At 54.4% G+C, this 21302-nt stretch carries 19 protein-coding genes; 6 read left to right on the top strand and 13 right to left on the bottom strand.

Annotation, left to right across the window (positions count from 1 at the left end):
- Nucleotides 1–27 precede the first annotated feature (27 nt).
- From ACQZQY_RS23625 to ACQZQY_RS23635, 3 genes are all read right to left on the bottom strand, one after another.
- Nucleotides 28–1437: a sucrose-6-phosphate hydrolase gene (locus ACQZQY_RS23625; protein ID WP_431297358.1), complete on the bottom strand. Its 1410-nt coding sequence runs from the start codon at nucleotides 1435–1437 to the stop codon at nucleotides 28–30.
- Complete coding sequence (locus ACQZQY_RS23630; protein ID WP_431297359.1) at nucleotides 1437–2807, bottom strand: sucrose-specific PTS transporter subunit IIBC; 1371 nt, start codon at nucleotides 2805–2807, stop codon at nucleotides 1437–1439. Before ACQZQY_RS23630 ends, ACQZQY_RS23625 begins: the two co-directional genes overlap by 1 nt.
- Before the next feature lie 74 nt (nucleotides 2808–2881).
- On the bottom strand, nucleotides 2882–4468 hold the full coding sequence (locus ACQZQY_RS23635) for a carbohydrate porin (RefSeq protein WP_431297360.1): 1587 nt from the start codon (nucleotides 4466–4468) through the stop codon (nucleotides 2882–2884).
- A gap of 251 nt (nucleotides 4469–4719) precedes the next feature.
- Here ACQZQY_RS23635 and ACQZQY_RS23640 point away from each other — a divergent pair, with 251 nt between their 5' ends.
- Entirely contained in the window at nucleotides 4720–5661 is a 942-nt protein-coding gene (locus tag ACQZQY_RS23640) for an aminoimidazole riboside kinase (protein ID WP_431297361.1), read from the top strand.
- A gap of 72 nt (nucleotides 5662–5733) precedes the next feature.
- On the opposite strand, the gene ACQZQY_RS23645 is transcribed toward ACQZQY_RS23640, so the two are convergent.
- Together ACQZQY_RS23645 and ACQZQY_RS23650 are read right to left on the bottom strand one after the other, a co-directional pair.
- On the bottom strand, nucleotides 5734–7056 hold the full coding sequence (locus ACQZQY_RS23645) for a 6-phospho-alpha-glucosidase (RefSeq protein ID WP_122096967.1): 1323 nt from the start codon (nucleotides 7054–7056) through the stop codon (nucleotides 5734–5736).
- Nucleotides 7056–8702, bottom strand: coding sequence for an alpha-glucoside-specific PTS transporter subunit IIBC (locus ACQZQY_RS23650; RefSeq protein ID WP_431297362.1), 1647 nt, complete (start codon nucleotides 8700–8702; stop codon nucleotides 7056–7058). The genes ACQZQY_RS23645 and ACQZQY_RS23650 overlap by 1 nt, the downstream gene beginning before the upstream one ends.
- Before the next feature lie 307 nt (nucleotides 8703–9009).
- Here ACQZQY_RS23650 and ACQZQY_RS23655 point away from each other — a divergent pair, with 307 nt between their 5' ends.
- Complete coding sequence (locus ACQZQY_RS23655; protein WP_056775062.1) at nucleotides 9010–9741, top strand: GntR family transcriptional regulator; 732 nt, start codon at nucleotides 9010–9012, stop codon at nucleotides 9739–9741.
- A gap of 184 nt (nucleotides 9742–9925) precedes the next feature.
- Here ACQZQY_RS23655 and ACQZQY_RS23660 read toward each other — a convergent pair whose 3' ends face one another.
- The 6 genes from ACQZQY_RS23660 to ACQZQY_RS23685 all read right to left on the bottom strand — a co-directional run bounded on the left by ACQZQY_RS23660 (nucleotide 9926) and on the right by ACQZQY_RS23685 (nucleotide 14360).
- Entirely contained in the window at nucleotides 9926–10105 is a 180-nt protein-coding gene (locus ACQZQY_RS23660; RefSeq protein ID WP_056775066.1) for a hypothetical protein, read from the bottom strand.
- Between the two features lie 141 nt (nucleotides 10106–10246).
- The gene (locus ACQZQY_RS23665) at nucleotides 10247–10834 is read right to left on the bottom strand and encodes a flavin reductase family protein (RefSeq protein ID WP_421671137.1); all 588 of its coding nucleotides are present in this window, start codon (nucleotides 10832–10834) and stop codon (nucleotides 10247–10249) included.
- A 76-nt stretch (nucleotides 10835–10910) separates the two neighbouring features.
- Nucleotides 10911–11765: a metal ABC transporter permease gene (locus ACQZQY_RS23670; RefSeq protein ID WP_122096909.1), complete on the bottom strand. Its 855-nt coding sequence runs from the start codon at nucleotides 11763–11765 to the stop codon at nucleotides 10911–10913.
- Entirely contained in the window at nucleotides 11762–12619 is an 858-nt protein-coding gene (locus ACQZQY_RS23675; protein ID WP_056775072.1) for a metal ABC transporter permease, read from the bottom strand. The genes ACQZQY_RS23670 and ACQZQY_RS23675 overlap by 4 nt, the downstream gene beginning before the upstream one ends.
- Nucleotides 12616–13422, bottom strand: a complete 807-nt coding sequence (locus tag ACQZQY_RS23680; RefSeq protein ID WP_431297363.1) for a metal ABC transporter ATP-binding protein — start codon at nucleotides 13420–13422, stop codon at nucleotides 12616–12618. Before ACQZQY_RS23680 ends, ACQZQY_RS23675 begins: the two co-directional genes overlap by 4 nt.
- Nucleotides 13419–14360: a metal ABC transporter substrate-binding protein gene (locus tag ACQZQY_RS23685; RefSeq protein WP_431297364.1), complete on the bottom strand. Its 942-nt coding sequence runs from the start codon at nucleotides 14358–14360 to the stop codon at nucleotides 13419–13421. The genes ACQZQY_RS23680 and ACQZQY_RS23685 overlap by 4 nt, the downstream gene beginning before the upstream one ends.
- A 187-nt stretch (nucleotides 14361–14547) precedes the next feature.
- On the opposite strand from ACQZQY_RS23685, the gene mntR reads away from it, so the two are divergent.
- Nucleotides 14548–14997, top strand: coding sequence for a manganese-binding transcriptional regulator MntR (gene mntR, locus ACQZQY_RS23690; RefSeq protein ID WP_414072326.1), 450 nt, complete (start codon nucleotides 14548–14550; stop codon nucleotides 14995–14997).
- Nucleotides 14998–15049: 52 nt separating this feature from the next.
- Here mntR and ACQZQY_RS23695 read toward each other — a convergent pair whose 3' ends face one another.
- Nucleotides 15050–17611, bottom strand: coding sequence for a YadA family autotransporter adhesin (locus ACQZQY_RS23695; RefSeq protein WP_431297365.1), 2562 nt, complete (start codon nucleotides 17609–17611; stop codon nucleotides 15050–15052).
- 749 nt (nucleotides 17612–18360) lie between these two features.
- Between ACQZQY_RS23695 and ACQZQY_RS23700 the strand changes: the two genes are divergently transcribed.
- The 3 genes from ACQZQY_RS23700 to ACQZQY_RS23710 all read left to right on the top strand — a co-directional run bounded on the left by ACQZQY_RS23700 (nucleotide 18361) and on the right by ACQZQY_RS23710 (nucleotide 20339).
- Nucleotides 18361–18726 (top strand): hypothetical protein, encoded by a 366-nt coding sequence (locus ACQZQY_RS23700; protein WP_056775083.1) that lies wholly within the window; start codon nucleotides 18361–18363, stop codon nucleotides 18724–18726.
- Between the two features lie 15 nt (nucleotides 18727–18741).
- Nucleotides 18742–19281 (top strand): glycine zipper family protein, encoded by a 540-nt coding sequence (locus ACQZQY_RS23705; RefSeq protein WP_056775086.1) that lies wholly within the window; start codon nucleotides 18742–18744, stop codon nucleotides 19279–19281.
- A gap of 473 nt (nucleotides 19282–19754) precedes the next feature.
- Nucleotides 19755–20339 carry a helix-turn-helix transcriptional regulator gene (locus ACQZQY_RS23710; RefSeq protein ID WP_056775089.1) on the top strand — a complete coding sequence of 195 codons (585 nt, stop codon included), beginning with the start codon at nucleotides 19755–19757 and terminating at the stop codon, nucleotides 20337–20339.
- Nucleotides 20340–20407: 68 nt separating this feature from the next.
- Here ACQZQY_RS23710 and ACQZQY_RS23715 read toward each other — a convergent pair whose 3' ends face one another.
- Complete coding sequence (locus ACQZQY_RS23715) at nucleotides 20408–20893, bottom strand: helix-turn-helix transcriptional regulator (protein WP_183849262.1); 486 nt, start codon at nucleotides 20891–20893, stop codon at nucleotides 20408–20410.
- Nucleotides 20894–21302: the final 409 nt, after the last annotated feature.

Raw genomic sequence — 21302 nt, forward strand, 5'->3', positions numbered from 1 at the left:
GCCATATTCTGTTGTCCGGAAAGACGTTTAGTCTATCACGCAATCCGTCAACGACCAGTAACGCAGCGCAATCTGCTGTGCCCCGCTGAAGGTCAGTTGCGCCGGTAACGCAGGGAAATAGCGTGACGACATCACCGCCTCTCCGTCATTGATGAAAATTTCAACGGATGAACTGTCGCACAACAGCGTCAGGGAGCGTAACGCGCCGCGCCAGACGCGCTGCTCCTGCTCGCCGCTGCGACGGTTTTTACGTGTCAGACGCAGCCATTCCCCGTCCCAGGCCAGTTGCAGATTTCCGCCCAAATCCGCGGCAAACGGCCCGGCGGTGTCGATTTCCACCTCCGCACGGCTGATGGTCCAGACCGGCGCGTCCTGCGCGATGCCCCGCCACGCCTGCACTTCACCGCGTAACTGGCGCAGTTCACGCGCCGGGCGCTGAATAAGCCTGCCGTCTTCCAGCGTCAGTTCGCGCGGGCAGGTCATGGTGTGGATCCAGCCCTGGGCGACGGTTGGCTGATAAAACTCATCGCCGTCGGGAATGCCCATCCAGCCGATCAGCAGACGGCGGCCATCGTCGGTCTGAGTGGTTTGCGGGGCATAAAATTCAAAGCCGAGATCCAGCTCGCGGAACTCGCCATGCGCCAGCGTCCCAAGGGCGTAATCGAGCTGCCCGACGAAATACCCGGACTGGAACGTATTCAGATAGCGATCGGCCTGTGCAGGCAGCCCCTGCGGACAGCAAATCAGCACGTCGCTGCCGGACAAACGGAACAGATCCGGGCATTCCCACATATACCCAAACTCGCCCAGCCCGTTCAGGCCGGAACCGGCGATTTCACCCAGCGATTCCCATGACAGCAAATCTTCAGAGCGCAGCAGCAGGATTTTGCCTTGCAGGCTGAGATCCTGCGCGCCCAGCACCATGTACCAGCGGCCTTCGTGCTGCCAGACTTTAGGGTCGCGCACATGGCCGGTGTAACCGGCGGGTAAATCCAGCACCGGCCCGGTTTTCTCAAACTCGCCGCGCACGTTTTCACGCGCCAGGCACTGAAACGCGGTGCGGCTGCCGTCCGGGTATTTCACATTACCGGTGTAGATCAGCGTCAGCTGACCGTTGTCCGTGACAGCTGAACCGGAATAACAGCCGTGCGACTCATACTCTTCTGCCGGTGCCAGCGCCAGCGGCTCATGCTGCCAGTGCAGTAAATCCGCTGAGCTCCAGTGCCCCCAGAATTTTGCCCCGTGCGCGCAGGCCAGCGGATTCCATTGATAGAAAAGATGGTAGCGGCCGTTGTGCTGCACAAAACCGTTGGGATCGTTGAGCAGACCGACCGGCGGCGCAAGGTGCCAGCCGGGACGGTAAGGGTCGGCGGCGGCCTTCACCTGCCCCGCCACCACGCTGCACAACGCCTGTTTCAGCAAACTCACTTCCGACATTATTCACTCTCCGTTTTGTATTTCAGCAGCAGGGAAAGCAGGAATGCGCTGCCGAAAGCAATCACTAAACCGATCAGGTAGCTGACCATCGAACTGGCCTGCACAATCGCCAGCCCCGGAATACCGGTCAGGCCGACGGCGGTCATGTTGACGTGCATCGCCACCACCCATGCCCCGCCGAGCGCACCGCCGGCTAAGGCGGCAATGAACGGTTTCATAAAGCGCAGGTTGATACCGAAAATGGCCGCTTCGGTAATGCCCAACATAGCCGAGAATGCCGAAGGAATGGCGATCGCTTTAATTTTCGCATCACGGGTTTTGAAGTACACCGCCAGACAGGCACCGCCCTGCGCCACGTTAGCCATCGACCAGATCGGCAACAGGAAATTCACGCCGATGTTCGGGTTGCCCAGCAGCCCGGCTTCAATGGCATGGAAGCTGTGGTGGATCCCGGTGATAACAATCACCGAATACAGCCCGCCAAAGATAAGCCCCGCGACCCAGCCCGCATGGGTGATCAGCGTGCTGAGAATAAAGGAAATGCCATCACCCAGCGCACGGCCTGCCGGGCCGATGATCAGGAAAGCGATAAAACCGGAGATAATCACCGTCAGGAAAGGCGTCAGGATCAGATCGAGCGCGTCGGGAATGACTTTCCGCAGACGTTTTTCGATGAAGCTCATAAACCAGACCGCCAGCAGCACAGGGAACACCGTGCCCTGATAGCCGATCATCGCAATTTCCAGACCGAAGAAATTCATGGTGTGGAAACCGCTGGCAACGCCCCAGGCATTGGTCAGCGCCGGATGGGTGAGAATGCCGCCCAGCGTGGCGCCGAGGAACGGGTTACCGCCGAATTCACGCGCCGCGGTGAACCCGATCAGGATCGGCAGAATGATAAACGCCGCCGAACTGAACATGTCGAGCATGATAAAAATCGCGCTGTCCGGGTTGGCCCAGCCGTAGGTTTTCACCATACCGAGCAGCCCCATCAGCAGGCCGGAGGCGACGATGGCCGGAATGATCGGCACGAAGATATTCGACAGCACGCGCGCGATACGCTGGAACGGATTGAGCTTTTGCGCCGCAATGTTGGCCGCTTCGGATTTGCTGGATTCGCCAATCCCCGCCACTCTAATAAACTCGGCGTGAACCTTGTTCACCAGACCGGTGCCAAAAATGACCTGAATCTGACCCGCATTGCTGAAACAGCCTTTCACGCCTTCGACTTTTTCGATGGCGCTTTTGTTCACCAGGCTGTCATCCACCAGCACCAGGCGCAGACGCGTGGCGCAGTGTGCCGCGCTGGCAATATTGTCTTTGCCTCCCAGTAACGGAAGCAGTTCAGTCGCGATTGCATTGATATTCATAATGTTCCTTGTATTACCCTGAACGATAACGCCCGATGTGCTCAGGCGTATCATGGTGATTCACACCCTGCTTTTTAGAACCAGGTTTCCATCTGGATGCCGAAATTCCACTGGCCGCCGGAGGTGAAACCGTCCGTCCCGAACGAGTCGCTGGAAGAGTAGCTGTCCAGTTTGTGGCTCCAGTCCATGTAACTGGCGAAGAAACGGATTTCAGGACGGCTGAGCATATCGCTGATATCCCCCACTTTAAACGTCGGCGCGAAGGTCAGTTTGTAGAATCCGCCTTTCACTTTGTTGTTATTCTGATAGCCCTGCGGATCGAGATCCATGTACTGATAGCTGCCTTCATAGGCCAGTTCAAAGTTTTCGGTGATCTGCTGGATCAGACGGGTGTTAAAGGTCAGCCACTGATAATCATCGCCGGAGACGTAACGGTCTTTGCTCTGCTGCGCGAGGATCGCCGGAGCGATGTTCCAGTTTTTACTCAGCGACGTGATGCCGTAAGTGGCCAGACGTACGGTACTGGCGTCGTCGGTCAGATGGCCGTCCGAGCCCAGCGCTTTCACTTCTGCGCCTAAACCGTGACCGTACAACAGCGCGGTTTTCGATGTCCCTTCGCGCAGGCCGTAGAAGCTGTCGCCGTGGTAGGCCAGCAGGGTATGGAAGCCGGTATCCGCCGCATTGGTGACGCCCTGTGTACCGGTGTTTTCGCGATCCTGATTGTTTTTGGCACGCAGCCCGCTGACCATCCACTGGAACGGCCCGGCGAAGTTATTCGCCGTGACGATGTAGTTCTCAATGCGGGTGTCGTCATTGCTGTTGTTGTTATCGTCCAGATCGTCGAAGTTGCGCCCGTAAAGCGAGAAGTTACTTTTCAGGTTATCGCCCCACTTCACGTCATAAATCCCGCCGCCGGTGCCCGCGAGGAAAATGACGTCGGAATCGAGCCAGTGAATATCAAAGTTATCGCGGTCAAAGCGTTTACCCGCCCACAGCGTGGAGTCTTTCCACGGACCGGTGAACGTCGGCAGCGAACCCAGTTCCACAAACGCCTGACGAATATTCAGATCGCTGGTCGCGCCGGTCCAGTCGTTATAGCTGCGCTGGCCGTCGGCAAGCATCACCTTATAACGTGACGTGGCGCCGCTGGCCATGGTCTGGTTGTGTTCCAGATTCAGCTCAACGTAGGTGTTGTTTTCGTTGCCCAGACGGCCGACCGCGCCCCCGGTTTGTCCGGCTGGCGTCACGTAAGGGCCGCTTTCCGTCGAGGTGGCGGAATCATTCATGATCACGCCGGAACGGGCGTAACCGGTGAATTTAAACCCGCTGTTATCGCTGCTGCTGGTTTTGGTATTACTGGCTAACGTTTCGGTGCGTTTTGCCACATCCGCCGTTTGCTGCTGGGTGATTTCCGCCGTCTTCGCCACCTGACGGGTTTGCTGCTCGTTGCTGGCGGTGCGTGTTTCCAGCTGCTTCACCTGCTGTTCTGCCTGCGTTGCGCGGGCTTCGGCCTTGGCGGCGCGGCTTTCAGCCTGTTGCAAACGTTTTTCCATGGCGTTGAAGCGGGCTTCAATCGCACTGGCGGAAATATCGGCCCCCTGAGCCGCAGAAGAAAGAATAAGTCCAATAGCAACAGCAAGATAGCGAGGTTTCATCATCATTTTTATCCCTCAGAAGAAATGTAATTATTATGGGAAAAACTGTTTAGCTAAATTGCTAAACTGGTTTTCCTGAGCACAATAAGCACTCCCCCCGCCTTTAGGCAACGAAGTTCGCCAGTCTTGTAGTGGAATTGTGATCTTGCTGGCAAATCGTCACTGAATCCTAATAATTCATTTGTGCTTGATTAGCTAAACCGGTTCTTCTACTTTATCGACAGATGATTTATCAGGACGAGAAAAAGGGAATGAAGATGAATAAGCGGGTTTGGGTATTGGGCGATGCCGTGGTGGATTTGATCCCCGAAGAAGATGGCCGTTTACTGAAGTGCCCCGGCGGCGCACCGGCCAACGTGGCGGTCGGCATCAGCCGTCTCGGCGGAAACAGCGGTTTTATTGGCCGGGTGGGCGACGATCCTTTCGGTGCATTTTTGCGTAAAACGCTGGATGACGAAGCGGTGAACACCGAATTTATGCACCGCGATCCGCACCACCGGACCTCCACCGTGGTGGTGGAAAACGATGCTGACGGCGAACGATCGTTTACGTTTATGGTGCGCCCGAGCGCCGATCTGTTTCTGCAATCTGTCGATATTCCTGCGTTTTCCGCCGGAGAGTTTTTGCACCTGTGCTCAATTTCACTTTCCGCTGAACCTTCGCGTTCTTCCGCCTTTTTAGCCATGGCGCAGATGAAAGCGGCAGGCGGCCAGGTCAGCTTTGATCCGAATATCCGTCACGATTTATGGCCGGATGAAAATGCATTGCGCGAATGCCTCGAGCAGGCACTGTCGCTGGCGGACGTGATCAAAGTGTCTGAGGATGAACTCGCGTATCTGACCGGCGAATCGCTGCTGTCAGAAGGCATTCTGCGGCTTTGTCAGCGCCACGATCCGGCGTTATTGCTGGTCACTCAGGGAAAAGACGGCGTGTCGGTGTACCGCAAACAGGATGCCTCGCTGATGCAGTATCCAGCGCCGAAAGTGCAGGCAGTCGATACCACCGGCGCGGGCGATGCGTTTGTTGCCGGGCTGCTGGCGGGACTGGCACAGCACGGCCCGCAACCGTCACCCGAGGCGTGGCACGCCATTATCCGTCAGGCACTCACCTGCGGCGCGCTGGCCACCACCGCACGCGGCGCAATGACGGCGCTGCCGGATGCGCAGGCGCTGGCCGCCTTTAGGGATCAGGCGTTTTAAACATGTCATCTGGCGTATAAAAAAAACGGCGCAACCGCGATGGCTGCGCCGTTTCTCCCTTAACCTTCTGTTTTATTTCAGTTCCGGCCAGTAGTCTTTATTGGCTTCGATCAGATCATCCAGAATAGCTTTGGCGACAGACGCGCTCGGGACGGTTTTCGACAGCGTGATCGCCTGCCACAGTTTCAGGTAGGATTTCTCCACCCAGGCTTCGACCACCAGTTTTTCCACCGCCACCTGCTGGCCTATCAATCCTTGCTGGAATAGCGGGATCTTACCAACCGTCAGTGGTTCCGGCCCGCTGCTGCCGACAAGACACGGAATTTCGACCATCGCTTGCGGATCGACATTGGTGATAGCCCCCTCGTTCGGCACAATCAGCAGCATTCTTGCCTGCGTGTTGAACGCGATGGCCGTCGCCAGATCGACGATGTAAGACGCGTGTTCATCGATTTCCAGTTCACCGGCGGACGATTTCCCGGCCTGAGTAATGGCGGCGCAGGCGCTGAACACATGTTTTTCGCGATGCTCCATCACCTCATTGGCACGGGTATGGTCAGGGTTGGAATGCGCGACGACGTAATCCGGGTAGAGGTAATATTTTAAATAGGTGTTCGGGAAAGTGGACGGATCCAGCGCCCAGACATCTTTGGCTTTGGCGAAGGTGTCATTCCAGCTGGCTTCGCTTGCCTGTTCACCGGTGTGAGGAACATAGCCATATTTCGCTACATGTTCGCGGATTTTGGGCATCAGATCGTTGCCATGTGCGTCTTCGATTGATGTCCACCAGCCGAAGTGATTCAGCCCGTAATAGCGCACGCGCATCTCTTTGCGGGATTTCAGCCCGGCAATCTCCGCCATGCGCCCTTCAATGCCGATCGGCATATCGCAGATGTTGAGAATTTTGGCCTGCGGGCGCAAACGGCGCGTCGCTTCCGCCACAATGGCGGCCGGATTGGAATAATTGAGCATCCAGGCATCCGGTGAATACTTTTCCATGTAGTCGACGATTTCCAGCACGCCGCCGATTGAGCGCATCCCGTAGGCGATCCCGCCCGGCCCGCAGGTTTCCTGTCCGACCACTCCGTGACGCAGCGGGATTTTTTCGTCCTTTTCACGCATCGGGTATTTACCCACGCGGATGTGCGCCATCACGAAATCGACATCCGTGAATGCCGCACGGGGATCGGTGGTGTAGCTGAACTCAATCTCCGGCGCCTGTTCTTTGAGGATCACCTTGCACGCTTCGGCGACAATCTCCTGACGTGCGCCATCATTGTCATAAAATTTGATGGCCCGCAGCGGGAATCTCTCCTGATTTGCCAGTAACATCAGAACGATACCCGGTGTAAATGTGCTGCCACCGCCTGCCACAACGACTGAGAATTTCTTCATCATACTGCCTCCGTAAGGGATGTTTCTGTCGGGGAACGAGCCCCGGATGTGGATGATTGTGTGAAAGCGTCTTGCTTCATCAGCGTCTCTATCTGGTCGCGCACCTGAGGAACGTGCAGACCCACGATGACCTGAATGGCGTTGCCACGCCGCACTACGCCGTGTGCGCCGAGGGCTTTAAAGATGTCGTCACTTTGCGTCAGCGCCATATCGCCCAGCGTGATACGCAGCCGCGTCGCGCAGTTGTTGAGGTCGATAACATTGCCGTGACCGCCAAGCGCCTGCAGATACCCGGCGGCCTGGGCCTGTGAAGAGGACGGTGCCGTGCGGTCGCTGGCCTTTTTCTGCGCCTGATAATCGGCTTTGCTGTAGAGCTTGATTTCGCTGTCTTCGCGCCCCGGCGTTTTCAGGTTCAGGCGCAGGATCACCGTGCGGAACACCAGGAACCAGATGCCGGTAAACACCAGCCCGATACCGATTTGAGTGAATATCATTGCCGCGTGATTGTGGAACATCGGGATCCAGTTTTGCGGCAGGAAAGAATCGAGCAGGCCGCCGCCCATGTTGCCGACCACGCCGGCCATGTACATCAGCGTCGCCAGCGTGGCGGCCAGTAATGCATGGAGCGCAAACAGCAGCGGGGAAATAAACAGGAAGGTAAATTCCAGCGGTTCAGTGATGCCGACCAGAACGGCCGTGAGCGTTGCCGGGATCAGCAGCCCCGCCACTTTCACGCGGTTTTGCGGTGCGGCGGTGGCGTAAATCGCCATCGCAACCCCCATCGACCCGAAGACTTTCGAGTTACCGAACAGCGCAAAGCCGCCCTGCGGGAACAGGGTTTTCAGCGGTTCGGTGCTTTGGCTGAAGGCCTGCAAATGTTCAGCCCAGTAAACCTGAATGCCGCCTTCAATCGCCGCCGGGCCAAAGACAAAGGGACCGTAGACGAAGTGATGCAAACCGGTCGGGATCAGAATGCGTTCGAGGAAGGTGTAGACCCAGACGCCCAGCGAACCGGAAACCAGCATGAAATGCTGCATCGAGAGAATACCGGTCTGCACTTTCGGCCACAGCAGCAGGGTCAGCCACGCGCAGGGGATCATCAGCAGGAAACCAATAATCACCACGAAGGAACTGCCCTGAAAAATACCGAGGAAGACGGGAAGTTGTTTATCAAAAAAATGATTGTGTATTGAGGTAACAAGACCGGAAATAATAATCGCCCCAATTATGCTGGTATCGAGTGTTTTAATTCCGGCAATCATCGCCAGCCCACTTTGCCCGCCGGGTTCGACGTTGAAATTAACGCCGAAATAATCTCCCCAGGTTAATCCCATGGCATTAATTAAATAATTCCAGGTCATAAAACTGACCAGCGCCGCCAGACAGGCACGGCCTTGTGCCTGTTTCGCCAGCCCGATAGGCAGGCCGATGGCGAAAATCAGCGGCATATTGCGAAATACCGTCCAGCCGCCTTCCTCAATAATATGAACAACTTGAGCAAAAAGATTGTCAGGGGCGGTGAGCGTTTCACCCATGAACATCGGGTTTTGAAGCATAATCGCGATGCCCACCACCATTCCCGCAAACGGAAACAGTAATACCGGCGTAAACATCGCACCGCCAAAACGTTGGATTTGACTGAGCATATATAATCCTCATTTTACTTCGGGGTCAGAGTTTTTTATTAAAATGTTTTTAATGACGTTTTTTATTTTCTGATCAGAGAGTAGGAATAATGAAAAATAAGATCGCAAAATGATTAATCGTTTCGTGATCGCATTCATGCTTTTTCTGCGGGTGAAGTGATCTACTTTTCAGGCTTTTTCTATACACTGAAATTAGCGGGTCTTAAAACCCAGCAAGGCAAGAACAGGTTATTGAGGATTTACAGGGGCGTAACCGGCTTTCAAGGCCCGGCTACGGAGATTCGCGCACGGAGAAAGAGGTCTGCCGGTGATCTACAAAACGCTTGCTGAACGCTTAAGAATTCGCATTAATTCTGCCGATTTCGGCATCGGTGATGCTTTACCCAGCGAAAAAAAGCTGGCAACGGAGTTTGGCGTCTCGCGCATGACGCTGCGTAAAGCGGTGGACTTGCTGATCGAATGGGGGCTGGTGCGGCGCTGTCACGGTAGCGGAACCTTCGTCGCGCAAAAGGATGTCCAGCATGAAACGCGCGGGCTGATGGGGTTTTGTGAACTGATGAAACAACTGGGCCGCCCGACGGTAAGCGAAGTGCTGGAATTTAAGATCATGGGCGCGCCCCCGGCCATCGCCAGCCAGCTGCGCATCAAAACCGATGAACGTATCTACTATTCGCGCCGCCTGCGGTCGGTGGAGGGCAAACCGCTGGTGCTGGAAGACAGCTACATGCCTGGCCGTTTATTTGGCAATCTTTCGGTGAAGCATCTGGAAGGCTCTAAATTTTCCTACATCGAAGACGAATGTCATATCTGCATCGCCGGAAACTATGAAAGCTTCAGCCCGATCCTCGCCGACAGCACCGTCGCCGCCCTGTTTCACATCGCCGAAGGCACGCCGCTGCTGCGCCTGACGTCGCTGTCTTACAGCGATACCGGCGATTACATCAATTACTCAGTGATGATCCGTAACGCCAACGAATACCATGTTGACTACCATTTACAGCGCAACAAATCCTGTACCGGTCACATCCGGCCAGCCTGAGAGGTCAGCACTGGCTGAGGAGAATGTCAGGAAAGTCATGATGTGCGGTTTGGCTGAGACGTCATCGGGGAAAAAGAGGTGAAATCAGAGAAGGAGCGGAAAATAGAATCTGAAGGAGCATCGTCACGCAGCCTGCTCTGCGTAGGGAGACAACAGGCCGCGATCTTCGGTAAGGTCGTTAACGTTACGCTTTGTTCACTGAAACAATTTCTTTAATGAAGGTGAAGTTAGAATCGCCGTGGTCAGTTTTAACCGTTGGATAAATTCTTTCTCCTTTCTTCACAAAGCCAGTGACTTCGTGGGTTGAGCCGTTCTTGACAGTAAAACTATCGCCAACACTGATCGAACTTTCGACTTCGCTCATAACAATCCTTAACTCGTGGTGCATGGAACTTCAAAAAACCAGGGTACGTCTTAATGCATGGTGCGGGTCGATGGTAGGCCTTTATGTGCCAGGTAGCCAGCGGTGTAGTCATAAAACCGCCAGCTCCGGTGTATCAGCGGATTATTTCAGATCAGTATTAGCGTTCAGCGGTTCGCCGGTGGCGTAGAACTGGCCGCCTGCGATGTAGTGCAAACTGCGCAGCGACGGATCGGCTTCTTCGAAATGCCAGTGTCCGTTTTTGAACACGCGGGTGTCCGCCCAGGCACCGACAATCTCGCCGATAAACAGATCATGCGCCTGCTGGTTATGAGGCTCCGGGATCAGCTTACAGGCCAGCCACGCAGTGCAACCGGCGACGAAAGGTAAATCCCCCTGGCCTGCCATTCGAAACAGCTCAGTGCCGCAATTCGCCAGTTTATCCGGGTCATTGCGCAGCGTACGGTTACCCAGATCGTAGGTCATTTGCAGTTGCGCGACCGTGGGCACCTGAATCACGAAGTATCCGCTCTGTTCGATAAGCTCGCGCGTTCTGGCGATCTTATCCAGCACCACGGTCAGTTTTGCCGGTCTGAAATCCAGACCACACACCCACGAGGCAGACATCACGTTGTCCACGCCATCGTGATGCGCAGATACCAGCGCGGTCGTGCCGTGGTTAATCAGACGGTAGGCTTTTTCCAGTTCAACGGGAGCGAATTGTGGGGTCATTGGCGTTTCTCATAAAAAATGTCCGGCGTGCAGCATCGCAAAACTTCCGCCGGAACACTATTCATTCGGTGCGCTGTCAGGGATTTGAGGCGGCCTGACGCGGTTTGACCGCCTTGCGCAGCAGATGCACCGTCAGCGCCAGCAGGAAAATCAGCGCCTGAATCAGCACGATGGTCGGGCCGGTCGCGGCATCGATATAAAAACTGATAAAGGTGCCGGACACCGCCGCCAGCAGTGACGCGGTGACCGCCACCGCCATCATTTTCGGCAGGGTTTTACACAGCAGAAAGGCGGTGATGCCGGGGGTGATCAGCATCGCCACCACCAGCACCACGCCGACCGCCTGCAACGCGGCAACGATGGTCAGCGCCAGCAGACACAGCAGCGCATAGTGGTAAAAACGCACCGGCAGCCCGATAACCTTCGCCTGTACCGGGTCGAAACAAAACAGCATCAGGTCTTTGAATTTGATGATAATCGCCAGGGTGACGATAAACGCGATGATCAGCGTTTGCAGCATTTCGCTGTCGGTGACGCCGAGCACGTTACCGAACAGAATATGGCTGAGATGCTGCTCGGTATTCACCCGCGAGAACAGCACCAGGCCGGCGGCGAACATGCCGGAAAACACGATGCCCATCACCGAATCTTCTTTTACACGGCAATGCTCCTTGATGAAACCGGTAGCGACCGCACAAAACAGGCCGGAACCGAACGCGCCAATCACCAGCGGGATCCCCGCCAGATAGGCCAGCACCACGCCGGGCAGCACCGCGTGAGAGATGGCGTCGCCCATCAGCGACCAGCCTTTGAGCACCAGAAAACAGGAAAATATCGCGCAGACCACGCTGGTGGCCGCGGCGGTGAGCAACGCGCGCTGCATAAAGTCGAAGCTCATCGGCTCCATCAGCACATCCATCCAGGCCATCATGCGCGGCTCCCTGAACGTTTAAGACGGAAATGATTCGCCAGCCAGCCGTGTTTCGGTGCGAACAAAAATGCCAGCAGGAAAACGGTGGTTTGCAGGCAGACGATCACCCCGCCGGTGGCACCGTCGAGGTAATAACTGAGCCATGCGCCCACCGCGCTGGTTACCGCGCCGATCATCACTGAGATAATCAGCAGGTGCGAAAAGCGGTCGGAGAGCAGATACGCTGTTGCGCCGGGCGTAATCACCATGGCGATCACTAAAATCGCGCCGACGGTCTGCAGCGCCGCCACGCTGCACGCGCTGAAAATGGTGAAGAAAATCACCTTCAGCCACAGCGGAGAAAGGCCGACCGAGCGCGCATGCGCTTCATCGAAAAAGACCGCCAGCAGGTCGCGCCAGATGACACACAGCACCAGCAGGGAAATGCCGACGATGATTTGCACCTGCAAAATGTCGGCGTCGTCGATGCCTAAAATGTTGCCGAACAGGATCGACTGCACGTTGACGGAGGTCGGATTCAGTGACACCAGCAGCAGGCCGAGGGCGAAGAAGGTGGAAAAAACAAAGCCAATGATGGCGTCTTCACGCAGTTTGGTGAAATGGCGTAGCAGCGTCATGGACAGCGCGGCCAGAATGCCGGTGCCAAAGGCACCAATGGCGTAAGGGAAGCCCAGCGCATACGCGCCCGCCACGCCCGGTACCACGGAATGCGATAACGCATCGCCCATCAGCGACCAGCCCTTGAGCATCAGGTACGCTGACAAAAACGCACACACCGCGCCTACCCCCGCACTGACCCAGATGGCTTTCACCATATAGTTGTAATGAAACGGCTCAAGCAGCAGGTCAATCATTTCACCCGCCTTATCGGTGACAGGGTTTCTGGCATCGCGGCCGTTTCCTGCGGGACTAAATAGCCGATATTGCGCAGTGCGCCGCCGAACGTATTCTCAAGATTCGGATGGGTGAAGGTGGTGTCAAGTGGCCCGGCGGCGATCACCGTCCGGTTGATCAACACCACGCGGTCGCAGAAATCCGGCACGCTGGCGATGTTATGGGTCGACACCAGGATCAGATGCCCCTCTTCACGCAGCTGGCGCAGCAGATCGATAATGGCGTTTTCTGTTTTGATATCCACGCCGGTAAACGGCTCGTCGAGCAACATCACGCGCCCTTGCTGTGCCAGCGCACGGGCAAGAAACACGCGTTTTTTCTGACCACCGGAAAGCTCGCCGATCTGACGCTGTGCCAGATCGGTCAGGCCAACTCGCGCCAGCGCCGACGCCACCTGTTTTTTATCTTCCTGCGAGGGAATTCGCAGAAATGACATTTTGCCGTAGCGCCCCATCATCACCACATCACGCACCAGCACCGGAAAGTTCCAGTCCACGTCTTCAGACTGCGGCACGTAAGCGATCAGATTCTGCTTCAGGGCTTTGCTGACGTTCAGGCCATCAAGCGTCACGCTGCCGTGCGTCGGGCGAATAATGCCCATGATGGTTTTGAACAGGGTCGATTTGCCGCTGCCGTTGACGCCCAGCAGCGCGCAAATCGATCCGCCGCTCAGGCGGAACGACGCAGTCTCTATGGCGGTGTGACCATTATTGTAGGTCACCGAAATGTTATCGACGTCGAGATGCAGCGCGGTATCACTCATTGGCCGAATCCTTGCGCAATGGTGCCGACCGTGACTTTCAGCAAATCAATGTAGGTCGGTACCGGGCCATCCGCCGCAGACAGGGAATCGACATACAGCACACCGCCATATTTCGCGCCTGTCTCTTTGCTGACCTGTTTGGCCGGTTTATCCGAGATGGTGCTTTCGCTGAACACCACCGGGATGTTTTGCTGGCGCACCAGGTCGATCAGTTTTTTGACCTGCTGCGGCGTGCCCTGCTCTTCGGCGTTGATTGGCCACAGATAGGCTTCTTTCAAATCATAATCTTTCGCCAGATAGCTGAACGCGCCCTCGCTGGTGACTAACCAGCGCTGCTGAGCCGGAATTTTTGCCAGACGTTCGCGCAGCGGCGCATCCAGCCGGGTGATTTTTTCGGCATAGTTTTTGGCGTTGCGGTCGTAGGTTGCGGCGTTTTCAGGGTCGTATTTCACCAGCGCTGCGCGGATATTCTCCACGTACACCAGCGCATTTTTCGCCGACATCCACGCGTGCGGATTGGGGTTGCCGAGGTAAGGGCCTTCCTGGATCGGCAGCGGCGCGATGCCGTCGGTGACGGTCGCGGACGGCACATTTTTGATGTTAGCAAAGAAGCGCCCGAACCAGCGTTCGAGGTTAAATCCGTTCCACAGGATCAGATCGGCAGACTGCGTTTTTACGATGTCACGCGGCGTCGGCTGATAATCATGAATTTCCGCGCCGGGTTTGGTGATGGACTCCACCGTGGCGGCATCACCGGCAACGTTCTGCGCGATGTCCTGGATCACCGTAAAGGTCGTCACCACTTTAAACTTTTTTTTGTCTTTCTCCGCCGCCGTTGCATTGCCGGTGATCAGCGCCACGATCATGCCGATCAGCATCAGCCGTAAACGGAACGGCGACTGACTGAATAGTTTTACAATGTTTTGTCCATTTCCCATGAATTTTCTCCTGTCACTGTGTCCGGCCGTCGGCGGTTTATTATTCAGGTATAGCATAGGCTATACTCCATAGCCAAGGCAAAGTTCGCAGAAATTGGTAGATATGTGTTGTTGGTTTACAATGCGGTTCGTTGTCGCGCAAAGCGGCGGCGGTAAGAAACCGTTGAGCAAGAAAGAGGCAGGCGCAGTGAAAGATAAAAAATTAAATCCGTTGCTGGATGTTGAAGAACACGCTCAGGGTTTTTTACAGGTGCGCGAGGCGCACCGACGGGAACTGATGGATGATTACGTTGAACTGATTTCCGATCTGATCCGCGAGTTTGGCGAAGCACGTCAGGTGGATCTGGCTGCACGTCTGGGCGTTTCGCAACCCACCGTAGCGAAAACCCTGAAGCGTCTGGCGAATGCCGGGCTGGTTCATCAGTTGCCTTATCGCGGCACCTTCCTCACGCCGGAAGGCGAGAAACTGGCGGCGGAAAACCGCGAGCGTCACAACGTGGTGGAGGCGTTCTTTATTGCGCTGGGCATCAGTGCCGAAACCGCACGACTGGATGCCGAAGGCGTCGAGCATCATGTGAGTGATGAAACGCTGGAAGCGTTCCGGCGCTTTACCGCAAGTCAGAAATCCCCGTCCTGATCCTGAAGGTTTGCCCCCGTAAACAGGGGCATTCCTTCGATACATTACGCCATTACCACTGATAACCTACTCCGACGGCGGCGCCCATTTCCCCCTGCGAGTTACTGCTGCCGGACATTTTGGTTACCCATCTGCCATTTTCAGAAATAGTGGACACCCCCAGCGCGACGGAGGACTGATCCTGATACGTCCCTCCCCCCATGCTCACCATACTGGCGCCCGGCGCGTAAGGCTGCGGCAGACTGGCCATCGCCATTGCCCCGGCGATACCGGCACTCAGCTTGTCATTATTGTCATCCACCAGGTTTTTCAACGCGCCGAACTTGTTATCCGTGTATTGGTTGGCCTGGGTAACGCCCGATGTTAACTGGCGAACGTTCACCGCATCGGTACCGCGGGTGCCTGTCGCCACATTAGTTATCTGACGCTCAGCCCCCGCAGAACCTACCGATACCGAGTTGGCGCGATCGGCAAGAGAATCCGCCCCCAGCGCAACGGAATTTGCGGCAGAGGCGCGGGCATTCGAGCCGAGGGCAGTACTGTTATCCCCGGACGCGACGGCGCCGGCGCCCCCGGCAGTGGCCTCTTTGCCGCTGGCTACCGGTTTCGCACGTTTGCTGGTGTTGCTGACCTGGAACATGCCCTCTGTCCCACTGGCGATATTATTCACCACGGCAGAAACCGCGCTGAGCTGGGCGTAATTCACCGCATCGCTGTCCTGCGTGCCTGCCGCAACGTTAGTGAGGGTGGTCGGGTCACCGGACAGCGTGATTTTGCTGTAATTGGTCGTGCCGTCGCTGTTGAGATCATATTTGACGGAAAGCGTATCCAGACTCGCCATGCCGCCGTTGATGTTGTTGATCGCATCCGTCACCGCGTACAGCTGGGATCCGTTGACGGCGTCGGTGCTGGTGGCGTTGATCTGCCCGGCGGCCACATTCGTGATGGTGCGTTCCGTGCCGGTATCGCCGACGCTGACCGTTCCCACAGGCGAGCTGCCTGCAAAAACATAATCTTTCCCCTGAAGGGTGACGCCGGAAGTGGCGACCGTCGCCTGTGTTTTTGCGCCATCGCCCAGCGCCACGCTGTTCGCGGTGCCCGCCTGCGCTCCGTTACCGATAGCGACCGCGTTGGTTGCGCTGGCGGCAGCACTCTGACCTATCGCCACGGCGTCCGCCCCCGTCGCTGAGGAATCAGCACCGGTTGAATTGGCGTGGGTGTATTTCGTGCCGCTGCTGTAGATGCTGTTAATACTGTTATTGGTTTCGGTCAGCTGAGAGAAGTTCACTGCATCGCTCGGCGCGGAGCCGTCCGCCACGTTGGTCAATATTGTCCCGCCGGTGTGGGTGCTGCTGTTATAGGCGCTGCCGCCTGTCGTCATGCGGTTGTAGTTCACTGAACCGTCGGCGTTGGTGTCATATTTCAACGCATGGTTATCCAGATCGGTGAAGCTGAGATTCAGATTCTCAATGGCCTGATTGGTGGCAAATAGTTGCGAACCGTTCACACCGTCGGTGCTGTCTGAACTCAGCCGCCCGGCCGCCATGCGGGTCAGCGTGCGCTCGCTGCCGAGCGCGCCAAGGCTCACTGTGCCTGCGGGCGCCCCTGCGGCGAAAACATAATCCTTCCCGCGGATCTTCGTGCCAGTTGTCGCCACTACCGGAGACGTTACCGCACCCGCACCGAGGGCCACACTGTTGTTGATTGAGGCGGTCGCACCATAGCCAAAAGCAAGAGAGGAGGTGCCGGATGCCAGTGACTGCGCACCCAACGCCACCGCCGCCTGGCCGCTGGCTGACGCACGCCAGCCAAACACTGCCGATCCGGTGCCGCTGGCGCTGGCCCCCGAACCGAAGGCCATGGTCGAGGAGGCTGTCGCACTGGCGGTATCGCCGAGCGCAATCGAAGACACACCCGTGGCTGAGGCCGCGTTGCCAATCACAACCTGATTAGCATTCGCGCCGGCAACGCTGTAGCTGCCGGTGGCATCGCCGCCGATAACCACGCTGCCTTTTGACGAACTCACCGTGGCATTTTTACCGATAGCCACGCCATTGCCTGAACTGGCATCGACGGTCGCACCCGCACCGGTGGCCAGCGAATACGCCCCCTTCGCACCATCATTGTTGTAGTTCGCTCCCGCCGTGCCGCCATCATTCACGCTGGAATAATGCGTTTTGACTTTCGTCACGGAATCATTGAGCTGATCAACGTTGACCGCATCACCGCCACTGGTACCCGCAGCAACATTGGTGATCCGCGTTCCTCCGCTTTTGGTCGTGCTGCTGTACGTTGTTCCGCCTAACGTGATGTTGTTGTAGTCAAAGGATCCGTCCGGGTTGGTATCGTATTGCACATCGCTGCCGGTGACGGCCTGGAGTTGCAGGAGGCTAAGCCCGTCGGTGGCTCGTTTGCCCGCAGCCACCTTATCTTCAGGTTTCGCACCCCCTGTTGCCTGAACGGCACCCTGCGCATTGGCCGGCAAAGATATCAGCGTCGCGGCCACGATACCCGTCAGGCTACTTATCCGTTTAATCTTTTGCCCTGCCAACTCACCCGCGACAAATTGGACTTTCGATGCAAAATTCCAGGTCAGACGAGATATTTTATTCATTTCAACTCCCTTTGTGGCTCCATGCCATGAGTAGTGTGTACAGATCATTTGCAGCGGATAAGGCCGCTGCGGCCCAAGGCGGACATATTTCAATGTCGGTATTTATTGAACGATGAAATAATTAACACCTGAATTCCGTTAACGTTTTTACAAACATTTCTGCCCGTCATTCAGTCATGCCTTAACGGCTTCCCCCTGAATGCAATGAAATATAAAAAAGGAAAATACAAAATTCACAATGCATTGATTTTATTGAATTTAAAAACAATAACACTCAGCGCATTAAAAATTATTTCAGGAGAAGCGATTATGCTATCAGACAATTTTTAAAAAGGTAAACCCGAAAAAATCAATTTTAAATTATCTGCCGTAACGCTTTAACAATATAACTTACACAGGTAATTAAATTGTAAAATCGTTTATTTTTGATTTACACCAGTTATTATTCAAGAAATAAAATGCTTTATGAGCCGGATATTTAAGAGTGAACTTTAAGCGAGGAAAATACCGGTGAATGGCATTCACTTTCGCTATCTTTGCGGGCGAAGGAAAGGGAGAGGGTTTTATTGCAGCCGAACGTCAGTATTTCGCGTTTCTGGAATTTTTTACACACAATTGCTGACGCATCCTTGTCCTGTTCCCCCTAATTCCACGCCAACCTTTCCGCTGGCAGCAGAGTATCTTTAGCCTCAGGAGAAGTGGCTTTTTTTACGACTCCGCGCAACGGGTTTTCTATCTCAGAGGTGGTTATGAAGAGGCTGCTGTTGTTGATGCTGACCGCTGGCGTACTGATGTCCGTCAGTTCAGCGTCGTTCGCCTATGGCTATTACGGACAGGGTTATTATGGACACGGCTATTATGGGCATGGCTATTACCGGCACGGTGGCTATGGCCGCGGCTGGTATGGTCCGAACGTGGTGATCGGCATCCCGCCGCCGGTCTATTATCCGCCGCCGCCAGTGGTCTATGTTGCGCCCGCGCAACCACAGACTTACGTTGAGAAAACGCCAAACTATGCGTATTACTGCCAGAATCCGGCGGGCTATTACCCGCGCGTTCCCGCTTGTCCGCGGGGATGGATGAAAGTGGTAGTGGGCGATTCAGCACCCCGTTAACAGGTAATAAAAGTGATGAACAGGTTTACTCCGGTGGCAATGCTCGCCCTGGCCGCAGCGCTGACGGGCTGCGTTTCGCCCCCTACCCGGCCTGATGTGATGGTGCTGCCGGGCACCGGTAAAAGTTATCAGTCGTTCCGGATGGATGAAATGTCCTGCCGCAACGCCGCTTACGGCAGTGTTAACGGCGGCGCAGAAACCGCCAGTAACAATGCGGCGGGCACGGCGGCGGCTGGGACGGTGGTCGGTGCAGCGGCAGGTGCCTTGCTCGGCGCCGCCTCCGGTCATGCCGGACCGGGAGCGCTAATCGGCGCGGGCAGCGGATTACTGATCGGCAGCGCCATGGGCAGCAACAGCGCCGGAGCCAGCAGCGGCGATTTGCAAGATCAGTACGACACGGTTTACACCCAGTGCATGTATGCCAAAGGCAACAAAGTGCCGGTTGACGCCGGTTACAGTGATAATCAGTATTCCCCGCCGCAGTCGCCGGTACCGCCGGATTACAACCCGGCGCCTCAGGAGGACAGCGGCGTCCCACCTGATTACGTCCCCTGACCGCTCAGGTTCACTGACACACTGTAACCACCGCTTAAAGGCTGCCCGCTTCCGGCAGCCTTATTTCATTACTGGCCGCACACTGGCCATATTTGCACCGCCCTGAGAAATGAACCAAAAGACCCCTGGCTGATACGTTGATTTCAATCAACAGGAGGGGATATATCTTTGTAAGGTTTGTCTGCTTATGTAGGAATATTCTAGTATTCAATAAAGATTTGCAAAATAATCCGACGACAATAATATATTTCATTCGATGTCATTTAAAATTCTTTTATTTTCAACCTGTTGCGAAATTATTTTTGAAACATTTAATGACATTTATATAATGTTTTAAATTCACTTACATTGACGGTAGGAATAATACTATATATTATAAATACCAGAATGATGGATGAATATAACGGAGGTAAACCATCAGAGTCACAACCCGTTTATCAAATGGAATTTTTTTAATTTAAAGGAATGAATTAATGTTGCGGATTGCAATTATTGACTCATGCACGTTGACTTTTTTGGGATTGGAGAATGTCTTCTCTCTGATTAACACATCAAAGAGCATTATTTTTAATCAAATCAGCGCAGAATACGCCTTAGACAAGAACAGCCAGAAATTCGATATTTACATTATCGAACCCGGCGCAGTGAGTTTTGAATACGACATAGACAAGTTTATTTATAACTTAAAAACGAACACCAAAGAAGACTGCAAGATAATCATTCTTAGCGATAATGTTATTGTTAACAGCCGGTTGTCAGACTTTCACCTGTGCAAAAACAATGCATTATCTAAAGTGTTTTTCTTTTTCGATAGCCTGCTGACGGGGAAATATGAATCTATATTGCCTTTCATTGAGGACTTCATTCTGACGAAAAATGAAGCGATTTTACTGCGGTGTTTGTCGAAGAACGCTAAGATGAAAAATATCGAGAAAATCACCGCAATACCGGCCTCAAATCTCTATTACTACAAATACAGCGCCATGAAGAAGTTAAAACTGAAGAGTACAAAAGAGTTGTTCAACTACCTAAATAAAGTGCTCAACCACTCCATCTGACGCCACCCCCTCTCTGCCCGCGCAGTGAGGGTCCTCATCACACCCTCATCCTCACGCCCTTTCTCCGGTTACTGCATCAGGTATTTATAAAGCTCAATCGAATTTTTCAGCCCCAGCTTTTTCATCGCATTTCTTTTATGCGTGCTGACCGTCTTAACGCTGCGCCCGAGTTTACAGGCAATGGTGGCATTGCTTTTCATTTGCTGTATGGCACTCAGCACTTGCCATTCCATCTCGGTTAAATGCTTTTTCGCCGCGCGGGTAAAATCATTATCTTTCTGTTTGAGGAACGGGCTCACCGCCATGTGATAGTTAAGATCAGTTACGCCGGTGATCAACATTTTTCTGAGAATAGAAAAATCTTCCTGCTCGGAGATGAGCATATCTACCTGAAGTTCTGCCAGTAAACTCAGTTTCTCGGCTTTTTCTATTTTGGTCATGACAATAATTTGTGGCGGGGTGTAATAAAAGCTCAGCCTGCGCAAAAACTTTATGGCGGCATCAAAGTTTGAGGACTCTTCTTTCACTTCCAGAATAATAAAACCCACGCTCATTCCAGGCCCTGAATGAAAGAATTCCGTTAATGATGAATAAGATCGCGGCTTCACTTTTGCTTCTTTAAGAATGTGCGAAATCGCCAGCATTTCATAATGGCCGGAATGGATTATCACTGTGTCTTTCATAAATTGTTCCATTGAAAATAAACTGCAATATCAGTAATACCTTCCGCCCGCCGCGCCATGCAGGGTTGCGTAAGCGATATATAAACTGTGTTTGCCCTTCCCTGTTAAACCTTAACTAAACCAGAACCCCTTATGCGTTCTCTTTGCTGACACATTACTACATAATATGTCAGTGCCTTATTTTACTGCCTTAGGATAATTCTCTCAACGCAACAATCATAATTCTCAGTCTTAACATTGTCGAGAGCCCGTACCGGCAGAGAGTGGAATTCAGATTATT

The sequence above is a fragment of the Rahnella sp. PAMC25559 genome (genome assembly GCF_050632365.1).
In the GTDB taxonomy this organism is placed as follows: Bacteria; Pseudomonadota; Gammaproteobacteria; order Enterobacterales; family Enterobacteriaceae; genus Rahnella; species Rahnella rivi.